The 20814-nt window shown below is 49.6% G+C and carries 28 protein-coding genes and 2 pseudogenes; 14 read left to right on the top strand and 16 right to left on the bottom strand.

Annotated features, from left to right (window positions below; all coding sequences use genetic code 11):
- The 10 genes and pseudogenes from JCM11216_RS10525 to JCM11216_RS10500 form a co-directional block, all read left to right on the top strand.
- Positions 1–496, top strand: a pseudogene (locus JCM11216_RS10525) (hypothetical protein); the annotation flags it as partial.
- Entirely contained in the window at positions 463–657 is a 195-nt protein-coding gene (locus JCM11216_RS10520) for a hypothetical protein (RefSeq protein WP_054854169.1), read from the top strand. The pseudogene JCM11216_RS10525 and the gene JCM11216_RS10520, both read left to right, overlap by 34 nt.
- Before the next feature lie 29 nt (positions 658–686).
- Positions 687–824, top strand: a complete 138-nt coding sequence (locus JCM11216_RS19035; RefSeq protein ID WP_243676050.1) for a hypothetical protein — start codon at positions 687–689, stop codon at positions 822–824.
- 82 nt (positions 825–906) lie between these two features.
- Positions 907–1083: a hypothetical protein gene (locus tag JCM11216_RS19030; protein ID WP_243676049.1), complete on the top strand. Its 177-nt coding sequence runs from the start codon at positions 907–909 to the stop codon at positions 1081–1083.
- 74 nt (positions 1084–1157) lie between these two features.
- The gene (locus JCM11216_RS19025) at positions 1158–1301 is read left to right on the top strand and encodes a hypothetical protein (protein WP_243676048.1); all 144 of its coding nucleotides are present in this window, start codon (positions 1158–1160) and stop codon (positions 1299–1301) included.
- A gap of 96 nt (positions 1302–1397) precedes the next feature.
- Positions 1398–1622, top strand: a complete 225-nt coding sequence (locus JCM11216_RS19020; RefSeq protein ID WP_243676047.1) for a hypothetical protein — start codon at positions 1398–1400, stop codon at positions 1620–1622.
- A gap of 11 nt (positions 1623–1633) precedes the next feature.
- On the top strand, positions 1634–2593 hold the full coding sequence (locus tag JCM11216_RS10510) for a hypothetical protein (RefSeq protein ID WP_243676046.1): 960 nt from the start codon (positions 1634–1636) through the stop codon (positions 2591–2593).
- On the top strand, positions 2562–2759 hold the full coding sequence (locus JCM11216_RS19015; RefSeq protein ID WP_243676045.1) for a hypothetical protein: 198 nt from the start codon (positions 2562–2564) through the stop codon (positions 2757–2759). Before JCM11216_RS10510 ends, JCM11216_RS19015 begins: the two co-directional genes overlap by 32 nt.
- The gene (locus JCM11216_RS10505; protein ID WP_054854168.1) at positions 2744–3310 is read left to right on the top strand and encodes a hypothetical protein; all 567 of its coding nucleotides are present in this window, start codon (positions 2744–2746) and stop codon (positions 3308–3310) included. Before JCM11216_RS19015 ends, JCM11216_RS10505 begins: the two co-directional genes overlap by 16 nt.
- Before the next feature lie 123 nt (positions 3311–3433).
- Positions 3434–3643, top strand: coding sequence for a hypothetical protein (locus JCM11216_RS10500; RefSeq protein WP_243676044.1), 210 nt, complete (start codon positions 3434–3436; stop codon positions 3641–3643).
- A 179-nt stretch (positions 3644–3822) separates the two neighbouring features.
- Here the strand turns inward: JCM11216_RS10500 and JCM11216_RS10495 are convergent, their stop codons facing one another.
- Positions 3823–4209: a hypothetical protein gene (locus JCM11216_RS10495; protein ID WP_054854166.1), complete on the bottom strand. Its 387-nt coding sequence runs from the start codon at positions 4207–4209 to the stop codon at positions 3823–3825.
- A 378-nt stretch (positions 4210–4587) separates the two neighbouring features.
- On the opposite strand from JCM11216_RS10495, the gene JCM11216_RS10485 reads away from it, so the two are divergent.
- Together JCM11216_RS10485 and JCM11216_RS10480 are read left to right on the top strand one after the other, a co-directional pair.
- The gene (locus JCM11216_RS10485; RefSeq protein ID WP_243676043.1) at positions 4588–4782 is read left to right on the top strand and encodes a hypothetical protein; all 195 of its coding nucleotides are present in this window, start codon (positions 4588–4590) and stop codon (positions 4780–4782) included.
- Positions 4783–4794: 12 nt separating this feature from the next.
- The gene (locus JCM11216_RS10480) at positions 4795–4989 is read left to right on the top strand and encodes a hypothetical protein (RefSeq protein ID WP_054854163.1); all 195 of its coding nucleotides are present in this window, start codon (positions 4795–4797) and stop codon (positions 4987–4989) included.
- On the opposite strand, the gene JCM11216_RS10475 is transcribed toward JCM11216_RS10480, so the two are convergent.
- Positions 4982–5524 carry a PaREP1 family protein gene (locus JCM11216_RS10475; protein ID WP_054854162.1) on the bottom strand — a complete coding sequence of 181 codons (543 nt, stop codon included), beginning with the start codon at positions 5522–5524 and terminating at the stop codon, positions 4982–4984. The genes JCM11216_RS10480 and JCM11216_RS10475 overlap by 8 nt on opposite strands.
- Positions 5525–6008: 484 nt before the next feature.
- On the opposite strand from JCM11216_RS10475, the pseudogene JCM11216_RS10470 reads away from it, so the two are divergent.
- Positions 6009–7033 (top strand): annotated as a pseudogene (locus JCM11216_RS10470) (ATP-binding protein).
- A gap of 212 nt (positions 7034–7245) precedes the next feature.
- Here JCM11216_RS10470 and JCM11216_RS19010 read toward each other — a convergent pair.
- The 12 genes from JCM11216_RS19010 to JCM11216_RS10410 all read right to left on the bottom strand — a co-directional run bounded on the left by JCM11216_RS19010 (position 7246) and on the right by JCM11216_RS10410 (position 18609).
- Positions 7246–7407 (bottom strand): hypothetical protein, encoded by a 162-nt coding sequence (locus JCM11216_RS19010; RefSeq protein WP_243676042.1) that lies wholly within the window; start codon positions 7405–7407, stop codon positions 7246–7248.
- Between the two features lie 175 nt (positions 7408–7582).
- Positions 7583–7858: a nucleotidyltransferase domain-containing protein gene (locus tag JCM11216_RS10465; RefSeq protein WP_054854161.1), complete on the bottom strand. Its 276-nt coding sequence runs from the start codon at positions 7856–7858 to the stop codon at positions 7583–7585.
- Positions 7859–8151: 293 nt separating this feature from the next.
- Entirely contained in the window at positions 8152–9015 is an 864-nt protein-coding gene (locus JCM11216_RS10460) for a DUF3782 domain-containing protein (protein WP_054854160.1), read from the bottom strand.
- Between the two features lie 163 nt (positions 9016–9178).
- Positions 9179–9538 (bottom strand): hypothetical protein, encoded by a 360-nt coding sequence (locus JCM11216_RS10455; protein WP_054854159.1) that lies wholly within the window; start codon positions 9536–9538, stop codon positions 9179–9181.
- 128 nt (positions 9539–9666) lie between these two features.
- The gene (locus JCM11216_RS10450; RefSeq protein ID WP_054854158.1) at positions 9667–10035 is read right to left on the bottom strand and encodes a hypothetical protein; all 369 of its coding nucleotides are present in this window, start codon (positions 10033–10035) and stop codon (positions 9667–9669) included.
- Positions 10032–11414 (bottom strand): hypothetical protein, encoded by a 1383-nt coding sequence (locus tag JCM11216_RS10445; protein WP_054854157.1) that lies wholly within the window; start codon positions 11412–11414, stop codon positions 10032–10034. Before JCM11216_RS10445 ends, JCM11216_RS10450 begins: the two co-directional genes overlap by 4 nt.
- Before the next feature lie 214 nt (positions 11415–11628).
- Positions 11629–13581, bottom strand: coding sequence for a hypothetical protein (locus JCM11216_RS10440; RefSeq protein WP_054854156.1), 1953 nt, complete (start codon positions 13579–13581; stop codon positions 11629–11631).
- Between the two features lie 1094 nt (positions 13582–14675).
- Positions 14676–16649 carry a hypothetical protein gene (locus tag JCM11216_RS10430; RefSeq protein WP_054854154.1) on the bottom strand — a complete coding sequence of 658 codons (1974 nt, stop codon included), beginning with the start codon at positions 16647–16649 and terminating at the stop codon, positions 14676–14678.
- On the bottom strand, positions 16634–17134 hold the full coding sequence (locus JCM11216_RS10425) for a hypothetical protein (protein ID WP_054854153.1): 501 nt from the start codon (positions 17132–17134) through the stop codon (positions 16634–16636). The genes JCM11216_RS10430 and JCM11216_RS10425 overlap by 16 nt, the downstream gene beginning before the upstream one ends.
- Positions 17135–17417: 283 nt before the next feature.
- Positions 17418–17999 (bottom strand): hypothetical protein, encoded by a 582-nt coding sequence (locus tag JCM11216_RS10420; RefSeq protein WP_243676041.1) that lies wholly within the window; start codon positions 17997–17999, stop codon positions 17418–17420.
- The gene (locus JCM11216_RS10415) at positions 17945–18397 is read right to left on the bottom strand and encodes a hypothetical protein (protein WP_243676040.1); all 453 of its coding nucleotides are present in this window, start codon (positions 18395–18397) and stop codon (positions 17945–17947) included. The genes JCM11216_RS10420 and JCM11216_RS10415 overlap by 55 nt, the downstream gene beginning before the upstream one ends.
- Before the next feature lie 17 nt (positions 18398–18414).
- Complete coding sequence (locus tag JCM11216_RS10410) at positions 18415–18609, bottom strand: hypothetical protein (RefSeq protein ID WP_054854150.1); 195 nt, start codon at positions 18607–18609, stop codon at positions 18415–18417.
- Between the two features lie 96 nt (positions 18610–18705).
- Here JCM11216_RS10410 and JCM11216_RS10405 point away from each other — a divergent pair, with 96 nt between their 5' ends.
- Positions 18706–19449 carry a hypothetical protein gene (locus JCM11216_RS10405; RefSeq protein WP_054854149.1) on the top strand — a complete coding sequence of 248 codons (744 nt, stop codon included), beginning with the start codon at positions 18706–18708 and terminating at the stop codon, positions 19447–19449.
- A gap of 274 nt (positions 19450–19723) precedes the next feature.
- On the opposite strand, the gene JCM11216_RS19005 is transcribed toward JCM11216_RS10405, so the two are convergent.
- Positions 19724–20050 carry a hypothetical protein gene (locus JCM11216_RS19005; protein ID WP_243676039.1) on the bottom strand — a complete coding sequence of 109 codons (327 nt, stop codon included), beginning with the start codon at positions 20048–20050 and terminating at the stop codon, positions 19724–19726.
- 51 nt (positions 20051–20101) lie between these two features.
- Positions 20102–20797 (bottom strand): ATP-binding protein, encoded by a 696-nt coding sequence (locus JCM11216_RS19000; RefSeq protein WP_243676038.1) that lies wholly within the window; start codon positions 20795–20797, stop codon positions 20102–20104.
- Between the last annotated feature and the right edge of the window lie 17 nt (positions 20798–20814).

Below are 20814 nucleotides of genomic sequence, written 5' to 3'. Positions count from 1 at the left end.
GATCTATGCGGCTGGTTGGGCTGTTGACGATATGTTGACTAGCATTGGTATATGTAATGGACACGGTTTAGCTAATTGCCCCCCCACAGCTGATAGGCCTCACTTTGTCACTTATGCCGATGGCTCTTACATGGTTGTTAGGGCCGGCGTTATTAAGGCTATTGGTTTTGATGGTAGGCCCTTTATTAATGAGACTTTTTTGTACGCTGATGATGCATTGCTAGGCATTCGGTTGTGGAATCTTGGGTACTCCTCGTATTACGTACCTGTCGAAGTTGGTATTCACTACGCCTCGTTAACCACGAAAGGCGCGGGCCTCATTAGGTATTACCCAATTAGGCTAAGTTTATTATGTATGCCATGGTTAGGACCATGCATAGTAACGTGGTGCCCATTTACTATGCCAGGATTAAGTGGTCTTCTTGGCTACTGTGTAAAGCAGGCCTTAATCAATACTGTACCATGTATAGAGCCACCATTGACGGTTGGAAGTTAGGATTAGGTCTCAGAAGTAAGTACGGCGTTCTTGAGTTGAGTAAGGCACCGCACATTAGGGTTCCAAATCACGTAATAATAACCCACGCGTTCTTCCCAATAAGGTCGACATTCCTAAGGAATAGATTCATTGTTCATAGTGATTTAGTGTTCGGTGTGTAATTTCAGGTGTAGTGTTTTAGAAATTTCTAATGGGGTTTAGTTTTTATTTGGGGGGTGTTCCCTGGTTTTGGGTTGTTATGTCCGTGTTCCCATTTGGCAGTGTTGTTGAGGTTAGGCCTGTGCTTGTTGGCGTTACTAATTATGCTGTTTGGGGGTTCTGTTTTTAGGGATTTTGATGGCTCAATTGGTTTGTATGCTCTATCTGTAGTGGTCCTCGGGATTGTTCCATCGTTTTTTATAGGTCGCTTGATGGTTTTTCATTTAGGGGAGGTTGGTACTGTGGTTGGGGGGGATGGATTAACCGCGGCGCCCTTTAGGTTTGGTGACTCGTACTACCTCGTCTATGTGGATAGGAAGAGGGGGGTAATAGGGTTAGGCTCGCCGTTTCGGGGAACCCGGACTCCGGCTTTAAGGACGAGGCGATAATCGCTACCCCGCAGGTCTTCGGTAACGCGACTGAGGTTGACCTTGGGTGTAACGTGTACATGAGGGGGGGGCCCATGATTGATTTGGTGGTGAGCAACATACTGCCATACCCAAGGAGCCTATACCTACTTAGGTTCTCCATTAGTGGTAACTTCATAACCGTGAAACCCCCTGGTCAATGGGTCCGGAGTCCCTGGTCCCTGGCACAGCCTGCATAATGCCTCTTTCTACAGGGTTGGTGACACGTATTACCTATTGTCAGCATCCAACGACTACTCGCAGAAGCCGTATAGAGCTACATAGTTGCCTTTATTATGGATCACCCATATAATGTCGGTGATTCATTTAGGTACGTACTCATCGATGCAACCCAACTATCCAAGCTATTCATTGGTAGGGAGGCAGTGCTTGGCGCAGATACGCCATCACTACTGATGAGTGATGGCGAGGCCCTACTATACTTGAGCGTCGTGGATAGGAACGGTGGTCCCTGGAACCTTTATGTGGTTAGGTATAAAAGCGAGCGTTATACCCACTGAGGTTGAGGGAAATGCGTAGTGCCAGGGTATTAATCACGGGTGTTGGCGGTATTGGCGGTGTGAACTTTGTCAATGCCCTAAGACTTGCGGAGAGCCAGGTTGATTTGAGGTTATACCTCGTGGGCACTGACCACAACCCATACTATATACACTTCGCCAATGTTGATGCCAGATATAGGACCCCCCCTCGCCATGATGACCCAAACTTCCTAAGCACTATACTGGACATAATTAGGAAACATGGTATTGAGTTTCTACACCCACACCCAAGTGTTGAGGCTAACGTGGTGGCGAGTAACAGGGGATTGTTTGACCCAATTAACGTGAGGACTTACTTACCGAGCCCGGAGTCAATAGCCCCCCCTGATAAGGCCGTGATAGTTGATAAGATGACCAGGGCAGGGGGGGTGCCCGTGCCTAGGACCATGAGTATCAAGACCTTGGATGACATTGATGAGGCATTTTCCAGGCTGGGAGGCCCACTATGGATAAGGGCTAGGCGTGGTGCGGGTGGTAGACTTAGTCTCAGGGTTAATAACCCTGAGGAGGCGAAGCTCTGGGTTAGGCTGAACGTGCTCCAGGGCAGGGCATCCATCGAGGACTTCATAATCCAGGAATACCTGCCTGGTAGGGACGTGGCCTTCGACTCACTGTGGTACAGAGGCAGGTTAGTTACGTCCTACGCCAGAGAACGCATTGAGTACCCATTCAAGCACATATCGCTGTCTGGTATAACGGGCACGCCCTCGGTGGCTAGGACAATAAGTGATGAGGAGGTTAATAAGGTGGGAGTAAGGGCAGTACTTGCGCTTGACCCCCCCGAGCCCCCCCACGGCTTCTACTCAGTTGATCTGAAGGAAGACCCCCCCAATGGTAGGTTCAGGGTTACCGAGGTTGACGGTAAGTGGCACACAACGGCACCGCTCTGGGGGCCTCTCAATGGCGAGGGCCTACCAGGACCCGAGGTATAACCTGGCATATGTCTACCTGACCCTTGGCATGTGGGGGGGTGAATTGCCCTGGGACCTACCTCAGTATGACCTATTCCCAAGCGACCACTACCTAATTAGGCAGATGGACAGCGGCGTATTACTAATGCGTGGAGGGGGGGATGGTAATCTATGGAGGATACTATAGCCAACTACGCACTGGTCCTTGACTTTGACGGTGTAATAACCAGGCTAAACATTGATTGGCGAAAATTGAGGGAGGAACTCAGCAGGTACCTGGGCATTAGGGTCGTGAGTATTAACAAGCTCTTTGAGGAGACCCACGGAACACAAACCTTCTGGTTGGCGCATGAGTTTGTGGAGAGGCAGGAACTGGAAGCCGTAAAGACAAGCGAACTAAATAATGAAATCAAGAAATTAATTACGACCTTCCCAGGCACTAAATACATTGCAACGCTGCAGTCTGAGAAGGCCGTAATAAAGTTCCTGGAGAGGCATGAATTACTGAGCATCTTTAGGGAGGTTCTTGGTAGGCCAAGGTTTGCCAGCAAGGAACAGGAACTTAAGTACGTAGTAAATATAGTAGGTACTAACAGGGTAATATTCGTGGATGATTCACGGCAAAACATAGAAACCTGTGAAAGGCTTGGGATTAAGTACTGCATTCATGTTAGAAATTACCCAGAGGTTAAACACGTCATTAAGTTATTAAAGGAAATATCGCATACTTACTGGTGAAAAACCAAGGCTTGTATTGGTAGGCAAACGCAACTTGGCAAGCGCCATTACATAGAGACTATGAGAGGCATTGCGGAGGACGCACATAAGGATTAATAATTTGCGTTCAGGGATTGGAGTTGATTGGTTATGTGCGCAGTGGTTACTGAGATTCCGAGGGAGTTGTACGAGGAGGCCATGGCAAGGGGGGGTCTTGATATTGAGGAGTTATTAATAACAGTGTTGACTAAGGACTTAAACCTAGACCCTGAGGTGACTGTGAGGGCTAGGCCTGAGCTGCTGTTAAGTATATTAATGATAGTCAAGGAATTAATTGATAATAGTTCAGCGTAAGCTAAGCCAGTAATAACATAAGTAATGAGAAAAAGACCAAGAACGCATGTCAATCCACGTCTAATAATTTTTCACACATCACGTTTAGAAATTTCTAAGTGGCTGGGGATGGAGAATTAACATGGCTTGGCTCGTGGTTGTGGGTGGTTGTTTTGAGTGTTTTTGTTGGTTTGAATTGTTTATTGGCTTTGTATTAGTTTGTTTATGTATTCTATCCATGGTGTTATTGCTGTGGCTATCTCTGGGTATTTCTGTGTTGCTGTTGTTATTAATTCTGTGGTTGCCTTCATGATTTCCTCAATGGCGTTTATGGTGTCCTCCCTGCCCAGTCTCTCCTCGGTTATTGCCTTCGTGATCTCTTCCATGTATTTCAACTCCCTATTGATGTCCACCGCGCCCCCCCTAACCACTATCTTATTCGTCCTAGTCCCATACTTATAGTGCAACGGCCCCAGGTAGTGCTGGGTGCCGTCGGCGTGCACAGCGACGTAGTAGATATTCGAACTCTTACCAACCCTGTAAATCCCCTTAATCGGTGCACCGCACCTCGGGCACCTGCCCTGCATATCACTGCTTATTTTAACTAATGGGTTTATAAATCTTACTCATTAATTCAATTTTACGTGAGTATAAATAATTAATAATTATTAATTAAATACATAAGTTATCAATGATAATTAGTATGGATACTATTGTGTTAAGTACTACGATTATTGACGCTAATGCCTCAACTCGAGTTGAGGTACATGGCCATAATGTGATGGTTGAGTTTGATTACCTGAGTCGTTATAATAACTGGGGTGGTCTACCGTGGTTATTACTAAATTTATTGGAGCCTTGGAGAGCCTTGAATTAGGCGTATTTTTCGAGGCCTTGCCTGGCCATTGTTTATGGTAGGCGTAGGGTTGGTAAGACCAGGATTATTAAGTGGTGTAGCAAATCTGGTGCTAGGTGTATTTACTACCACGCATTTGTCGGTGAGGATTAGCATCAATGGCGTCATAGGGAGGTTATTCCTCGAGCCTGGCTCCCCCCCACTCAGGGACGAAGCATTCTTCCCATTAGGGAGGAGTTCAGGGAGTGCTCAACGTATTACAGCGTCATTAAGACCGTTGCCCAGCTCGGTGAGGTTGACGTGAGGAGGATTACTCATGAACTCGAGACCAAGGCCGTGCACAAAATCACTCGAGGTTTATGAACATAGGCTTCACGTAATTGCTAGGAACCATAGCGGGTCCAGGCCTTCCAATGCGGATTTAGTGGCCATGGGCAACATGCCATTCATGATGGGCAGTGAGGAGGATGTAGGCACTGCCTCATTAATGTGGTCTCCGGGACTTATTTAGTGGCTTTTCTTAATTCGTTTAGTGCGTTTTCGAGTTCGTCGTTCCACTTTATCCTTGGCTTTAGGTTCTCGATTCTATTCACTAACTCCTTTATGAGGCTCACCACGGCCACCGCGGCCTCCTCTCTATCCCTGAACTTTGATAGTGCCATGTCGGGGTCTGGGCCGTTGTATTGGTAGTCGTGTAGTTCTAGGGCTACCGCGGTCCATGCGGATAATCCGTAATGACCAACCTCCTCAAGCATTTGGGATAGCCTGACCAACCTCGTTGTTGGTACCCTGGGCACGGCCCTCTCCATGAGCCACTTCCTCTCCTCCTCGGTCTTGACCACTTGAAGTAATTTATCGATTTCGAGCCTAAGCAGGGCAGCCAAAAACGCCCTCCAGGCCTGGAAAGCCTTACCTGCGGCATTCCTGACTAATCCCTCGTCAAGAAATCTAAGCGCTAACCTAGCCTCAACCAACGACTCCAAAAGCCTAACCACCACGTAATCCTCACTCGTAGGCCTAGGCAAAGGCCTTTCAAGGGCTTCCACACCTCAAAACCCAACCAGCTCCTTAAATACTTATTTACTTAATTTTGAGGATTACTCACTCACCTGTAGTAAACTCGTCATTCTAGACCTACCTCTACGGCACTTCACCACTCACACCATCACTAATTAACTATTCCTAGACCCCCCCCATTAAGCAGGGAATAGCGATAACCAGCTTCAAACACACCAGCACCGCGTTGGGTTTATGTGTTAAGCCAACGTTTAGAAATTTCTAAACGCACAAAAGAAAACACGTAAAAATCACGACTCAGCCAGGCCCTATTAATGGCTTAATCACTTGTTCAGTCAGTGTGGGTGATGCCGTTGTTGGGTTGGCCATGGGCTGGCTCGAGGTGATGTGGCTGTGCTTGCTATAAACGCCTTAGTGTGGGCGTTGTCCGCCTTAATGGGCCTTACGACTCGTTATTTTTATACGGCATGATGGAGTATTTATACAGCCTTACTAATTTTAATTGGGATTGACGTGAGGAGGATTAGGCTGAATCTGGCCCCGGACCTGCAGGTTGGGTTCACGGATAGGGAACAAGCCCTCAGGCTTATTGAGTATTGGGCCGGGCGTGGGATGGGTGTGGTTCAGGGTGGTTTATGGGCCTGAGGGTTGTGGTAAGACGGCTTGGCTCCTACAGTCCGTGGAGTTGCTTAGGGATTTGGGGGTTTGAGGTTGTTTATGTGAACCCGGTTAATAGGCTTGCTCTCGCGGAGATTGGTATTAACGACCTTAGGGAGGAGTTTCTTAAGCTGATTAAGGAGCTATTGCACAAAACGAACTAGCCAGAATCGCCTGGATAGCCTACAACGTGGCCTACGACCTAATAAAGGCAACTAGGGGCAAGGTGGCGATCATCGTTGATGATGCATTCCAGGCGATTGGGGGGGTCAGGGAGTCCGCGCTGTACGTTAAGGCCCTACTGAACCTAATTGAGTACCCACCAGATATGTACGAGAGGATAATCACGATAGCAGCCACCAGCGAGGGTGTTTCGAGGCGCGAGATCGGTAGGCATAGGTGGGCTGATTTACTGGCGATGTGGAACATGTCTAGGGAGGGATTTAGGCAACTTTATGAGCAGATACCCGGAGATAAGCCGGAATTCAATGAGGTCTGGAGAATAACTGGTGGAAACCCGAAACTATTGGGTCAGTTATACGAGGCTGGTTGGAATATTGAGAAGGTGGTTAATGATGTGATTAGTAGGAAGAGGTTGAGGGCGTTTGTATCATCCCTCTCGGGCGATGAGAGGGCTTGGCTCCTGGACGCCATCGAGGACCCAGACACATTATTCACCAGTGAGAGAATGCCCCCTCATGGACAGGCTCGTTGAATTAAACCTAATAATTGACGACATACCCGAGAGACACGAATACCTATGGATCGACGAACCACCACCAGGGAAAGACCCAAAACTAGGAATCGGCAAGTACATAGCCTGGCAAAGCCCGCTCCACAAGGAAGCCATGAGGAGAACGCTAAAGGAACTAACGCAATGAGAACCAAAAAGGAAACACCCAACACGCTGAACGACAAGGCACGAGACCGGGAAACAGGGACCAAGTACAATAACCAAAGTCCCAACAGAGCACGGCCCGTCATGAGTAATTGCGTATTTGCCCACCACGTTAGAAATTTCTAAAAACAACCAAGGAAGAAAAACCAACCTAACCAGCCAGGGCAGCTCAATGACCTCCCTATGCCGTGTTAACTATCGTGAATTCCTCGCCAGTGTGAGGTCCTTGTTCCTGTTCATGGTTTTGCTGGGTTTATTGTCCTGGTGATTGGTACTAATCATTAATTGCTTGGTGGTGTTCTTGGGTATTTCTGGGTTTGACTGTTGATTAATTCTGGGTTCTGTTCTAGTCCTCATTATCCAGTGGCTTGGTGTTCTGGTTGGTCATTAGTTTGTTGAGACCTCGGTCTGTGGTGTTGGCTCTGTTAGGTGCCTGCGCGCCTTTCTGGGTGGTTTACGTACTCGTTGATGTCCAGGAACTCCAGGTACCTCCTCCATAGGTAGTTCATGGCCTCGTCCTCATTACCGTAGATCACCACGCCACACTAATCACTGAGTAGAGGATTGAGGCACCCACGCTCTCTAGGTGTACTACGTCGATTGGGTCCTCGGTGACGCCCAGCGCCTCGGCTATGTCCACTATTAACCCACCGAGCTCCAGGGCGCTCCTGAGGCTTGCTGAAACGGCGATGTCGTAGTCCCTACCCACCCCCCCAGCCCTGGCTCTCGAGCCGAATAGGAACGCGTACTTAACGTCATGCCTCTCGAACACGGGCCTTAACCTAATCCTCAACTCCTCAATGCCCACCTGCCCTGGATTACCAACGCTGCAAGTTGCTGAGTCTCTCGAGTATTAATGGTAGCTTCTCCTCCTAAACGCCTCCTCCTCAAGGCCCCCCCTATCAATACGCGCATCCCTGAATTCGCTGAAGTACTTATTCAGTAAGAGGGTTCTTCTAAGCCTTCATGAAAACCACGCTCACTGTATCGTCAATTCCTCAGGCTCTATGATCCTTATCCCCCCCAGGGAGTTTGCGAGTTCAATCACTGCCTTCTCATCCCTCTCCCCCCCAATGAAGTAGGTCACTAGGTACCTGGCGTCTAGTTTCCTGCCCGTGGCCCTCTCGTAGACTCAGTAATGCGCCTAAACGCCATGACATCGCCCCCCCTACTCACCGAGGACTTTATCTCCACGGCGAAGGCCTTGTCATCCCTAACCACTATGTCAAGGTCAACGACGCTTGGGTAGCCGAATACGTAGCCCTCAGTGTCATTGTAACTCCACTTCTCAACCCTATAACCAGCCCCCCCGCTGAGCAGTTCCTCGACAGCCCTCCTGAAGGCGTCCTCGCTAAGCACGCCCCACCTGGCGCCAATCGCCGATAACTTCCTATCAAGCCTATCATACCTCTCCCAAAGCCTGTCCTGGCTTTCACGTAACGCCTTGATTTCCTGCCAAATTCTATTGTTCTCCTCAAGGAGCTTGTTCTGCACCTCCCTTAGTGCATCAACTTCCCGCCAAAGTCTCTCTATGTTTTCGTTGATCCTCTTGTTCTCCTGCCAAAGCCTGTTCTGGTCCTCCCTCAAAGCCCTAACCTCCTGCCATAACTTCTCCTGACCCTCCCTTAAGGCCTTTGTTTCCTGCCACAGCTTATTATTCTCCTCCCACAACCTATTAACATCAGTCCTAATCGCCTCATAACCCTCACGGAGCGATTTAACTTCCTCCCAAAGTCTCTCCTGACCCTCCCTAAGCGCCTTCACCTCTTCCCAAAGCTTGTTGTTATCCTCAAGCATTTTTGTTTGAACTGCCTTCAATTCATTAAGCTCCCGCCATATTTTGTTGTTCTCCTCCCAAAGCTTGTTCACGTCAATCCTAAGGGCCTCCTGACCCTCAACAAGTCTCCTAACCTCCTGCAATAGGCCGGCCTGGTTCTCAGCTAACCTCCTTATCTCGGCTAACACGTTGTTCTGGCCCTCCTGGAGTGCCTTGACCTGCTCCTGCAGGTTCTTAACCTCCTGCCAAAGTCTCCCTTGGGAGTCGAGGGATTGCTTGAGTAGGTCGAGTACCTTGCCCTCACCATCAATTAACTGCTTAACGGCTTCCCAAGTGATCCTCTGTACGTCGCTAATTGCCTAATGGCGTTGCCGAGCCCCCCTCCTGGCCCTTGGCAAGCCTATCAACCATGTCGATGGTCCTACTCAGGGTCTCCGCCAGGTCCATAATCATCTCATTTATCTTAGCCAACATGTCAGTGACCTTACCAAGCATCTCCGTAATCCTGGCCTCACCCTCGGCAATACCCTGCATCGCATTGACAGACCTTGTCTGGGCCTCCGCAAGTTTATTAATGGCGTTTATTAACTGCCTAAGGGATGATTGAATGTCAGTAATACCCAGAAGCCCCATCACGGCTAGCCTAAGCTCCTCATCCTCCCTGAGAAGCCTGAGCAGTTCATCCCTATTGACCTTATCTGCCTTACCCACTACTACTTAACTCACGGGACTGGAATATAAGGTTGTTGGTTCTGGGGGGGAGGAAGGAGAAGGAAAGGAAAAAGAAAAGATTTGAAGGGAAAGGGTTGATTTTAAGGCGGCTTATGTATTTAAGGCCCTTACTTCGGCGGACCCAGCAAGCCGGCTAGTCTCCTCCTCCTCCAGTTGCTGTACTCAATCAGCAGTATCACTATCAGTATCACCACTATTATTATCACCACAGCCAGCAGTATCAGCGTGCTCACGGGCACAAAGCCCACGCCCGGTATGTAGTACCCACTCACTGGTATCTTCAGTGTCTGCGTCATTGTCTGCCCGGCCTGGCTGCTCGTTAGCGTCACCGTGGTGCTCGCGCTCTTTCCATAGCTATAGCCAGTTACTGTGCATGTTATTGATCCGCTGCTCGGTATTGGTATTGCAACGTTCTGCTGACCAACGCCGCTAGCCACTGTAACTGGACCACTCGGTGTCTGGCACGTTACATTCACCGTAGCTCAGTGCCCAGTGGTGCACCGCTGGCGCTAACGGGAGTCACTGTTAGTTCAACGGCAGGTATTGACACTTGTATTGGTGTTGATGCGTTGCTGCTCGTTACGTAGTAGGTGTAGGTGTAGCCCAGCGGTATGCCCTTCCATGATTGTACCGTTACAGTTACCTGGGCTGTGAATGGTGATATTGGCACCACGAACGTGCTGGTCGACACTTGTCCCTGCGCATTCGTTGTAGCCATCGTGGGCTTGATTGCCGTGGTCATTGTGCATGTACTTGGCGATGGCACCAATGGCGATACTGTGTATGTATAACCAACGATTGTGGCTGGTGTTGATATTGTTGATATGGTCACTGGGCACTCGGGCTCGGATACGCTGTAGCTCAGGGTAACGCCTGGCGCTGGGCCGAAGCTCGATAGTACAACGACTATGTTCGCCGTGGTCAGTATGTTGCTTAGTGTGAAGGACTCGATGGCCTCTGTGGCCGTCACGGTCCTCTGTATACTGAATGTGTTCTCAAACACGGGCACTAGGTAAAGCGGCTCTCCACTGCTTACTGCCTGCTGTATCTCCTGCCACGTCAGTGGTGCACCAGTGGCGTTGTAGTACACGACTACGTAGTAGTTGGTTGGTGGTAGCTGGCTCGTGGCTGGTGGGTATATCCTGTAGTCAACGGGTGTTATTGAGCCGTCAGTGCCTGTTATGTTGAAGCCTAGGAACTCATTGCCCATTGTTGGCTGGTCAAACACGACAACTAGGGCGCCGGGTATTCCAGTGCCTGTGGCGCTCTTTAGGTATATTGTGGCCGGCACCACGTGGGTTTCAACAGCCGCCTGTAAGACTGGGTTACCTAAATTATTCACATCGCTTTGTATGCTTGTGTCGTATACGTTAATGAATGGGTAAGCGCCGCCAGTTATTGTGTACAGTAGGCAACTGTCGTACCAGTACACCACGGTCCTATTACCGGCAGGTAGTGGTTGCAGTAACTGCCCATTAACGCCGCTGAAGTCAATGGCAACCGGTGCAGTGCCTGCGCAGAGCACCGGTGTTGTGCCCATTCCGTACTCAACGACCATCTGGTTGGGCAGTGGCCTACCGTCCCAGTCCTCAATTGCGGCCAGTGGTATTGTTGGGTATGTGAACACCATCTTAGCCTCAGTATCGCTGCTCGCACTTGGTAGTAGGTTCGGTATTGATGGAACACCTACATAACCAGCGATGTCCCATTTGCCATTGACCGGGTATGCCTCGTGGTCATAGTATATTGCCTGAGCACCAACTATCGAACTTGAGTAGCTGTAGTAGTACTCGCCGAATGGTGGCGTTGTGGTTGGGTACTGCGGTACTGTCGCCGTGGTATTCACGTTATCCAACTCACTGCTGCATACAGCGTTGTGAAGTTAATGCTTGGTGACTGTAGCGGTACCTCCAGTTGGCTTATGCTGTAGGTGTGGGTTCCAATGGCGACTGTGCCGTTCGGGTACACAGTGAATGGTAATGGCGTGCCGTTGGCTAGGTAGAAGGTGGCGTTGGGTGGTGTGTAGTAGAAGACTGCTGATAGGTCTGGTATGTATGGTGTGTAGTTGCCTAGGTCGCACCATGTTGATGAGAACTCATAGCTACTACCATAGATGTACTGGGCAGGTATCTCCGCAATTGTTCCTGGGGGGGCAATCTCAGTGTTGGTACACTCAGTGGGTAGCTGCTTCCTGCTGATGAGTATGTGAAGCCAGTCACGAATATTGGGAATGAGGCGTTGTTGTATATGTCAACGCTCTCCAGGGCAATCGTCCTAATGTTGTACACACCATTGGCCGGCATAGTACTCATTGTCACGTTCCACAGGTTCTCTGGGAATAGCGTATCGTACATTAGCATTGGTGCTGATGTACCGCCTGTACCAGCGCCGATCGCAGTCATGTACAGTGAGCCGCTGCTTGATACTGTGCCTGGCGGTATCTCACCAGTGTAGACCGTCGATGCTCCCTGCTCAGGCGTTATGTAGTTCAATAGCACATAGCTGCTTATGGCTAGCTCAGGCAGTGGTGATGGCGCCGTTGGCGTGTACTGGCCTGGTGTTATTACTGCGGTTATGCTTCCATAACCAATGTTCGGCGTTACTAGGTAGCTACCGCTTGATGCGCCCATGACCCAGAACCTGGCTATCCTCGTGCCGTAGGCACCGGTGGTTGGTGCCCACCATGGTAGGTCGAAAACAGCCTCACCACTGCTTGGTACTGGTATTACAACTGTCAGTGGGCTTCCGAAGTATGGGTACCACTCAGTGTTGGGAACTGGGTATGAGTACGTTATCGTCATTGTGCCTGTGCCTGTGGAATTCACGTATAGATTAGCTGATGTGTATTCTTCGACTGTACCGCCGAATCCAGTGCTTAGTACTGGGTACTGCACGTGCACGTGATCAGCAGCCGCCGCCGGTGGTAATATGTACAGTGAGCCACTGCCGTAGACATATAGCACTACTGCAATGGCATTGGCACCCTCTACTGTACTCTCTATCTCGGCCACATTCAGTGGTAGGTATAGCGGTATTGTCCTTGTCATTGCCTCCTGGAATAGTGATGTCTCATTAACGCTGTATACGAAGTACCAACCAGTGGCGTTGGCTGCGTATATGCCTATTGTGGCGTTGGTTATTGATGACATACCAGTGGCGTTTATGTAGGCCTCCCACAGCCTATAGCTTGCTGGGTACACGTATGATGGGATTACATACGTGAAGTTAATCACTGAATAGTACTGCTGTGAAATCTCGGCAGCATAAGTTGTTGGATATATTGTTTCTAGCAGCGTTGCTGATGGTTGTCCACTCGTTCCATTGAGCGATACGTAGGTTGGCGGCAGCAGTGTCTCGTTAATCAATAGCCTATACTCGCTGTAGGATGCGCTTGGTGCGTATAGTAGCGTGTCGTTGGGGGGGTAGGCAGTCGCTGTCGTGCCAAGTATTGTTGAGTATGTCGGTATACCCATTGTTAGGTTGAAGACCACGATAGATGGTGCTGGCTTGAATACGTTCGGGAATATACTCGTCATGTATAGCGGCGTTAGGCCCGTTGTCGGGCTGCTGGAGTTGACGAAGAAGCCCATTAGGTCTGGCAGTACGTAGCCAGCCATTGAGTAGTAGTTGTTAACCGGCTCATAGCCTAAAACCGTCCTCGGGTTATAGTCCATCGTTGTCGCGCCGTAAGTCTCGACTATTGCGTACGTGCCATTATTCATTATCGCGTAAATCTCACTCGGCGTTAGTATTCCCGAGCTATAACCCATTGAATTAGCTAAGATTGCGTTACTAAATGGATATAGTATGTTGCTTATGTACTGCTGGGCCGTCGACGTGCCCAGCGTTGTTCCTGGCATTACGTACTCCCTGTAGAGCACGTCAGTGAATGTTAGGCCTAGGTAGGTGTTGCCCACTGGGTATAGTCCGCTCTTGCTGGTTATGTTGAAGGTGACTGGGTAGACGCTGGTCTCAATGACTATGCTGCCTGGCGGTACTGAGACTGCCAATACCGCCCTCATAAACAGTATAGCTTGTCACGTATTGCACCTGCCCGTTTGGTGTCACCACGGCAATCTCGTTGGGCTGTGGCACTGGGACTAGGTTGTTGAATACCTCCTGCCCTAGGTAGTAGACCTTCATTGGGAATACCTGTCCTGGCATGAATAGTCTCACGAATACGGTGCCCTCATGAGGCACTATTGATGGGAAGCTGAACACTGCGTACGGCGATGCAGTGCTGTAGTTGGCCAGTAATGCTGCTAGTATGTAGTAGCTGTAGTTACCAGTGTACCACATTGCGTATAGCGGTAAGCTTAGGTTCTCGTACTGGTACTCATAAGTGGCGGTATTCATTAACGACTCGAACTCACTCTCTAATGCCTTGTAGATAGGCTGCATCCAGGTCTGCCCAACAACCCTGAAGTCAGTTAGGTTGTTATAGAATGTGAAGGCCGGCGTTGATGCTGCCCACTGGCTGGCTAGGTCGTATGGGCTGTACTGGTCGGCAAGCACTAGGGTCACGTTGTAGTAGAAGCTTGGGCAGTAACTCGGCGTGGCACATGGGTAGACTGGCTGGCTGCTCAGTACGTTGCCCTTCAGGTCAGTTACGTATATGTTCAATGTCTCCACGGGCACCGTGACATTAAACACCTGGCCGCATGTCGTTGTTACAGGCACTGAGAACTGCTGGTAGTAAATTACCAAGTCCTCATCAAATGGACCCCCCCTAGTACCCAGCGTGTATGCGTAGTACCCACTTGGTATATTCATTGCATTTGTGTAGTTCTCGTAGGTCTGTCCGTACTCATATGATACTTGGGCGTACGAGTAGGCGCTGTCCGTGGCTGGGCTTATCGTCCTCACCTTAAGCATCACGTATGCCTTGCCCTGCGGCTGTATGTAACTGGCGTTGAGTGGCACGTTCATTACGTACACGAGACCGCTCGAGTTGGTTATTGCATGCCACATCTCGAATGTTCCATTGTAGTTGTAGACGCTGACTGCGAAGCCCCCCCACAGTGGGTACTGCGGTGTTGTCTGGCTCAGTATTTGTATGTTTATGTCAATTAGTGGGAAGTAAATCACATTAATAATTCCTGGTGTCAGCACATAGTTATACTCGGGCTGCCTCGTGGTATAGCCTACACTCGGCATTATGTAGCCGTAGAAGTTCAACGTGAAGTTGAACTTTGGCGATGCGGTCACTATGTATGGTGCGCCCGATACTGAGGATATCTGCAGAGCCATTGGTGCCGTAATCTTCATGATATAGGCCCCCAGAACTCAACTGCACCGGCGGTAATGAGACCGTTGCACCACTTGGCGTTAACTCACTCACGTAGACCGTACCGGCGGTTATAGTATCATTGCATAGATTGAGGAACTGCACGTTATAGACGGTGTATGTGGCTGCTATGAAGGCCCTCTCCACAGTCACGTTGGCAAAGACTATGCTGCCACTTGGCATTACGCCGGTCGGTGTCATTACGGCGAGCTCGGTGGCGTTGTCATAGAAGGACAGTAATGTCGTGTTACTCTCACTGACTGGGTACACGTCTAATATTGGCATCTCTGGTGTTGCCATCTTGTACTGCTCATTGTAGATGCTGCCCGGCTGGTAACCAAGTTCGAATATTCCGTAGCCCACGGTCATGCCATTGTACTGCAGCCAGAAGGTGTAGTAGTAGACCTGCTGTGAGGTTACTGTTATTGATGGGCTAACTGACCCAGTTCCTGAGACGGTTATTTTACCCGTGAGTAGCGGCGCCACGAACCAATCAACCTCAGGTGTTACAAGCACGCCGGATATTGACGACTCCTCAAACGGTGGGAACTGACCTATTGCGGCCGGGAAGTAGGTTCCATAGGTTGTCTCGTTGGTCCACACCTGTTCCTCGTAGTATAGCATACCCTGGACCGCACCTGCTGATGGCGTTGGGCTTATCACAGGCGTTGTTGAGAAGGTGTAGTAAATCGTCAGGTACGGCACTATGTTTGGACTTAGCGGTAACTGATTAGCCGCAGCAACTCCGGATGCATACTGGGTTATGTTTATGAAGACGGGCATTAAGGCCACGGTTATGTTATTCACAGTTACCTGAGTTACCGTTGACCCACTTGAAATAGATATCGAGGCCGTAAACACTGGCTGGTTCTCATAGAATATGTAGAGCTCTGGAGTTGGGAATCCAGTGGTTTGCGGGGGGGTCGGTGCTCCAGGCCCAGTGCCGCTGAAGTAGCCCACGGGTAGTAGGGCTGGTGTTGATTCGTAGTAGCGCAGGTAATTCTCACTGACTACGGTAGCCGTCGGCGTCGTTGCGAGCAACCACTTAACGTATAGCTTCTCCGCAAGTATTGGGTTGGGTATGTACGTGGCATTACCAATTATTAGGTTACCCTTCAGGTCAGTGACATTACCAAGGTAGAACTCAACAACAGGGACTCCAACGAGTAGTGCTGGGTCAACGCCTGCCGCGTTGCATAGCGCTGATAGACTAATTACTGCTGGAGTGCCTCCGGTGTAGCTCCAGGTGTAGGCTTGGGCTACATTGAATGACTCCGGTGTGGTGTAATTATTCGTGTTCGCTGTCGTGTAGTTGAATAGTGTTACTGATTGGCCGCTTGGGTAGACCTCACTCACTGTTATTGTTATTGGCTGGGCAGTGACGCTTGGGTAATTGTGGTCTGCTGAGTTGAGGCCGCTGAATTCATTTGTTACGTAGTAGATTGGGCCGAAGCCTGTGTATGATTTGCCAGTGCCATAGATGGCTTGGCTGGCTCCCGATACCGTGCTGTTGGAGGTGGTTGGTCCAAAGACCGTTACGCCAGTGCCCAGGGTTACTGATGCCTCTAGCTGTGGTGCTGATGGTAATGGATATATTGTTGATGTGCTTGTGGTTGCACCAACGTATAGGAAGAAGAAGTAGAGGTCTGGAAGCACGACGTAGTAGCTTGTCGGAGTTCCGCCGTAGACCGGCCTAAAGAGTGGGTATGCATATGCAGTATATGTAGTAGTGCTGTTTGGTAGTGTGTATGTTACTGTGGTTGTGACCGCTGGTATTAAGTTCTTTGCTATTGATGGCGACACGGTATGTAACTGCTGGTGCTCACTTTTGTTAGGTTCATCATTAGGTCCTGTAGGTCCATGAATACTGATGTTACGTTGAATACTAGCCAATTGGCCCCTCCGTAGCCGTTTAGGACTATTGCTATTGTCCAGTTGGCATAGACCTGGCTTGGTGTTACTCCGCCAGTTAGTGTTGTGCTCACGGTCCAGGTGACGCCGCCCGTTGCGTTAGCCGTAGCCGTGGCCGTCATTACAGCCGGGCTTAATGAGTATAGTACGAATTGTTGCCCGTTCCAGTAGTAGACGTCGCTTGCGTTGGTTATGTATATTGTGAAGGACTTGCCTGCGGTGAAGTACCAGGGAGCCATGTAATTAATTAGATTGGTGTAGCAGGCTGAACATGATGGTGTTGCTCCGTACTCGAGCCTTGCGTCTGTTAGGTTCCAGTACAGGGTGTAGGTGTAGGTCTTTGGCGGTAGTGGTACTGATACTGGTCCGTAGTCCATACGTTGTTTGCGCTAGGGCTGGGTGTCCCAGCCCAGCAACTACTCCTATTATTACTAGTAGAGTTACTACTGGTATTATTAGTTTAGGTAGTGTCCAATTGGTTTTGGACCTGGTCATCGCACTCCATTGCATGGCTGGGTTTATAAGGGACTCGTTTGGAAAGGCCGTTGAACTGCCTCGTGGAACTGCCTCGTTTCGTGAAACAAATAAATATAATATTTATAATGCCGTGGTTAATATATAGTTGTTTGCGTTTTTATTGAAGAATTGATTGATTATGGATTAGCTCGGTGTTTCAATTAATGCTGGTTGACCCGGTGCATCGAGCCATACTGGGTAGTTCTGCGTCGTGCCTGTGATGTTCCATATAAACCATTGGCTTGGGTATCCCTGTGGGTAAGTAATTACCATTACCAGGTAGTACTTACTGGGTAATTGCTTGTTCATATTGATCACGATGCTGTAGGTTACTGGCTGTGGCAGCACGCACCAAGTCCAGCCGTGGTTGTAACATGCAATACCCTGTTGGTTTGGGTATTGTATCCAGGTCATGTCGAAGGTGCAGTTATTCGGCGCTGGTAGTGGGTTGTATGGTGGGTTTGGGTTGGATATCTGGGTTGTTATGTGTGTTCCCTGGCATGTTGGGCTTAGCCAAGCCGCGCTGTCCTGGCTTAGTACGTAAAGGGTGAAGTACTGTGGTTGCCTGATGAAGCCCGTGCCGTTTAGGAACGTTATGTCTATGCCTATTGCCGTGTCATTAATGGGGTTAATTGTTACCTGGGGCCAGTACCCGTTATACACGGCCGTGCTTATTGGCCCAGGTGGTGGCGCTGGGCATGTGGTCCATGAACCACCGACACCCATGCCCCCCCATATAATACTTGGCAGCCCCCCCATTGCCCAATGCCGTAGTCCTTGGTTACGTATGTGTTTAAGCTGTTTAATGGGCCGACTATGTAGTTGGGGGGGTCTATGTGTAGTAGGTAGTAGTTATTGCCCAGTGTTATTATGACTCCCGTGTACTGGCTTTGTTGGTTCTGCCCCGTGGTTACTACCGCGGAGACCCAGTGGTATAGGTAGTAGCTAATTGGGTCAGTGACTGGGGGGGCTGGGTTATTCGTAACTGGTTGCGTTGGGTCGAGCATCACAGGCCCAACATTGGTTAGTAGTAGCTCGGGCTCTGTGCCGTTGTTTACATATTCATAAGTCGTTAGGTTAACTGTCTCAAAGCCACTTGGCGTCACGGCGCCGATCACCGTCACAGGGCCCTTGGTGCTTATTAATGCACTCCCTGCGTTATTAAGCCGCTGTACGTGGCGGCTGCCCTGCCCACCGTGTTCACGTGATTAGCGGCTAGGTTCTCCAGGGTTATTACCGTGGACATAACCTCAACGGTGATGCCAATACCCATGAGTAGGGCAATTAGTACTAATGCTCCGGCAAGTATTGTCGATAGCGAACCCCTGTCCCTCATCGATAAAGTACTACCAACTCAATTAATAAGGCACTACAATGACTGCATTGGCCTAGGCCGAGAATGATTTTTAAGAGAAATTAAGCAGAAACTAATGTGGAGGCGCTGGCTGTATTGCAGCAGTACTTGATTCCAAGGCCTGTGGGGGGGCTTGGTGGAGCTGCGGCATTAGTTGTTGAGCAGCCCATTGATTACGTGACTGCCCTGGGCATACCAAGGGATTTAATAGATAATACCCTGAGTGCCTTTAGGGATGCGTTAGATAATGGGGGGGTTCGTACAGTCTTGAATACCGACAACCTCAGCAACGCATTCCTGACAAATCTCTCGACATTTACGGTTAAGATCATAAACCCAATAATCAAGCTAACCCAGCACGTATCCGGCAATATTGGTTTGGGAAGGATCAGCATTAATGACTTTAGCAGAGTCGAGTTGGCGCTTGGTAGGGAATTGGCTAGGTTGATTAGGGCAACTAATTACTCACGTGCCGAGGACCTCGTCTACGCATTATCCATACTCATTGAGCATGACCAATGGGTCATAAATAACGTGGTTAAGTATGGGTTTGATGGCCTCATGGACAGGATTAACAAACGAGCGCTTAATGAGGTTGGTGAAACGTCGGCCTACCTAATGGCTACAATATTCGCGTGGTACTCAGCAACAACCGCGGTGCTGGGCATTGTTAGGGAGTTCAGGAGGGAAAACCTTAACGCACTCGCCCAGTGGTCTAGGGCATATGCGGAGGAGCTTGACGCGTACATAGACACGCTAGACCTACTAATCAGTGACGAGACATATGAAACATTGAGGGAGGAGGACGTGATTAAGCAATGAATAATTACAGGGTGGAGTTTTCGCGAGAGGCAGAGAGGTCATTGAGGAATCTCCCTAATGATGTGCGTGATGGGATCCTATAGAGGATTAATGAACTAGCCAACAACCCAATTTGCGAGAAGGAGCCTAAGGGAACGCTCAGGGGATTATGCCGAGCTAGGGTTGGGTGATTACGGGATAATCTACTAAATAAACCATACGCAACGCATCATAAGGGTGATCATTATAGGTAAGCGGGAGAATATTTATGAAAAACTGTGGATGCCGTAATTAACTACCTCGTCTTAAGCACGGCATACCTAATTATTGGATCCAGGATACTGTACCAATCACCATCCTTGGCGAGGAAACCCATCTTAACCAGGTTGCTTAGGTCCCGGGACAGTGTTGCGTTGGTTGGTCTCCCACCCGCCCTAGCCATTAGGTACCTCATGATGTCGCTCCACCGGGCCCTGCCGAGCACGGCAACGGCCTCCATTATGTACCGGTAGTACTGACTCCTTGAGAATAACTCCTCAAGCTCAGTCCTAACTAGGTTGGCGCCGATCTCCTTAACCTCGTTGATTGCGTCCTCACCCTTCTCGGGGGTAAAGCCTGCCAAAGTAAACGAGCCAACCCGCAATACCGCCCAGTTCATCGACTGCCCTCTCGATTACCCTATCATCCACGTTAATGTCCAACTCCCTGAACCCCCCCTCCTTAGGAATTCAATGGATCTCTCCCTATTAAATGGCTTAAGTTCAATGACGAAGTAGTACCTACCGTAGAGCTCCGATGATGGGTCGTCAAGCCCCCCCAGGAAGTCGTGTAAGAGACCAACCTCGCTGCCCGTGAGTACGAGGGTTATGTTCCTTAGGTAATCATAGGCATACGCCAGTAATGGTCTGAGGCCGGTCGTTGAGTACCTAAGGTACTGGGCCTCGTCGAAGACAAGCACAACGCGCCTACCGGCACTATTTACTGCCTCAAGGATCTTCGCAATCCCATCCCTAATCCTCGAAGAGCCAAGTCTAAACCTAATGGGTCCGAGGGATACGTCGATTTCATTAATTACTCCCTTAATCCTCTCCCAAAAGCTAAGCCTGCTCAGCGACGACTTCAACTCGTTGTATATTCTTTCCGTAGGCACCTTCCTCGAGACATTGTCATAGAGCTTCCTAACGTCGATGAATACGTAGTCAATGCCCAGGGAGTTGAGTACCGAGAGCACGAGGCTTGACTTACCAACCCTCCTAATCCCAAGCACGAGGACCAACCGCTCATTAAGGCCGCTCCTAAACCTCTCTATCTCGACCTCCCTATCAAAGAGCTCGCTTAGTGAGGTCTTTGGCTCAGTACTGAAGAGCAAGTATCACCCCCCCGATA

It is taken from the genome of Vulcanisaeta distributa JCM 11216 (assembly GCF_001315985.1).
In the GTDB taxonomy this organism is placed as follows: domain Archaea; phylum Thermoproteota; class Thermoprotei; order Thermoproteales; family Thermocladiaceae; genus Vulcanisaeta; species Vulcanisaeta distributa_E.
The sequence above is the reverse complement of the archived record's forward strand: the minus strand, read 5'-3'. Positions and strand labels throughout refer to the sequence as shown.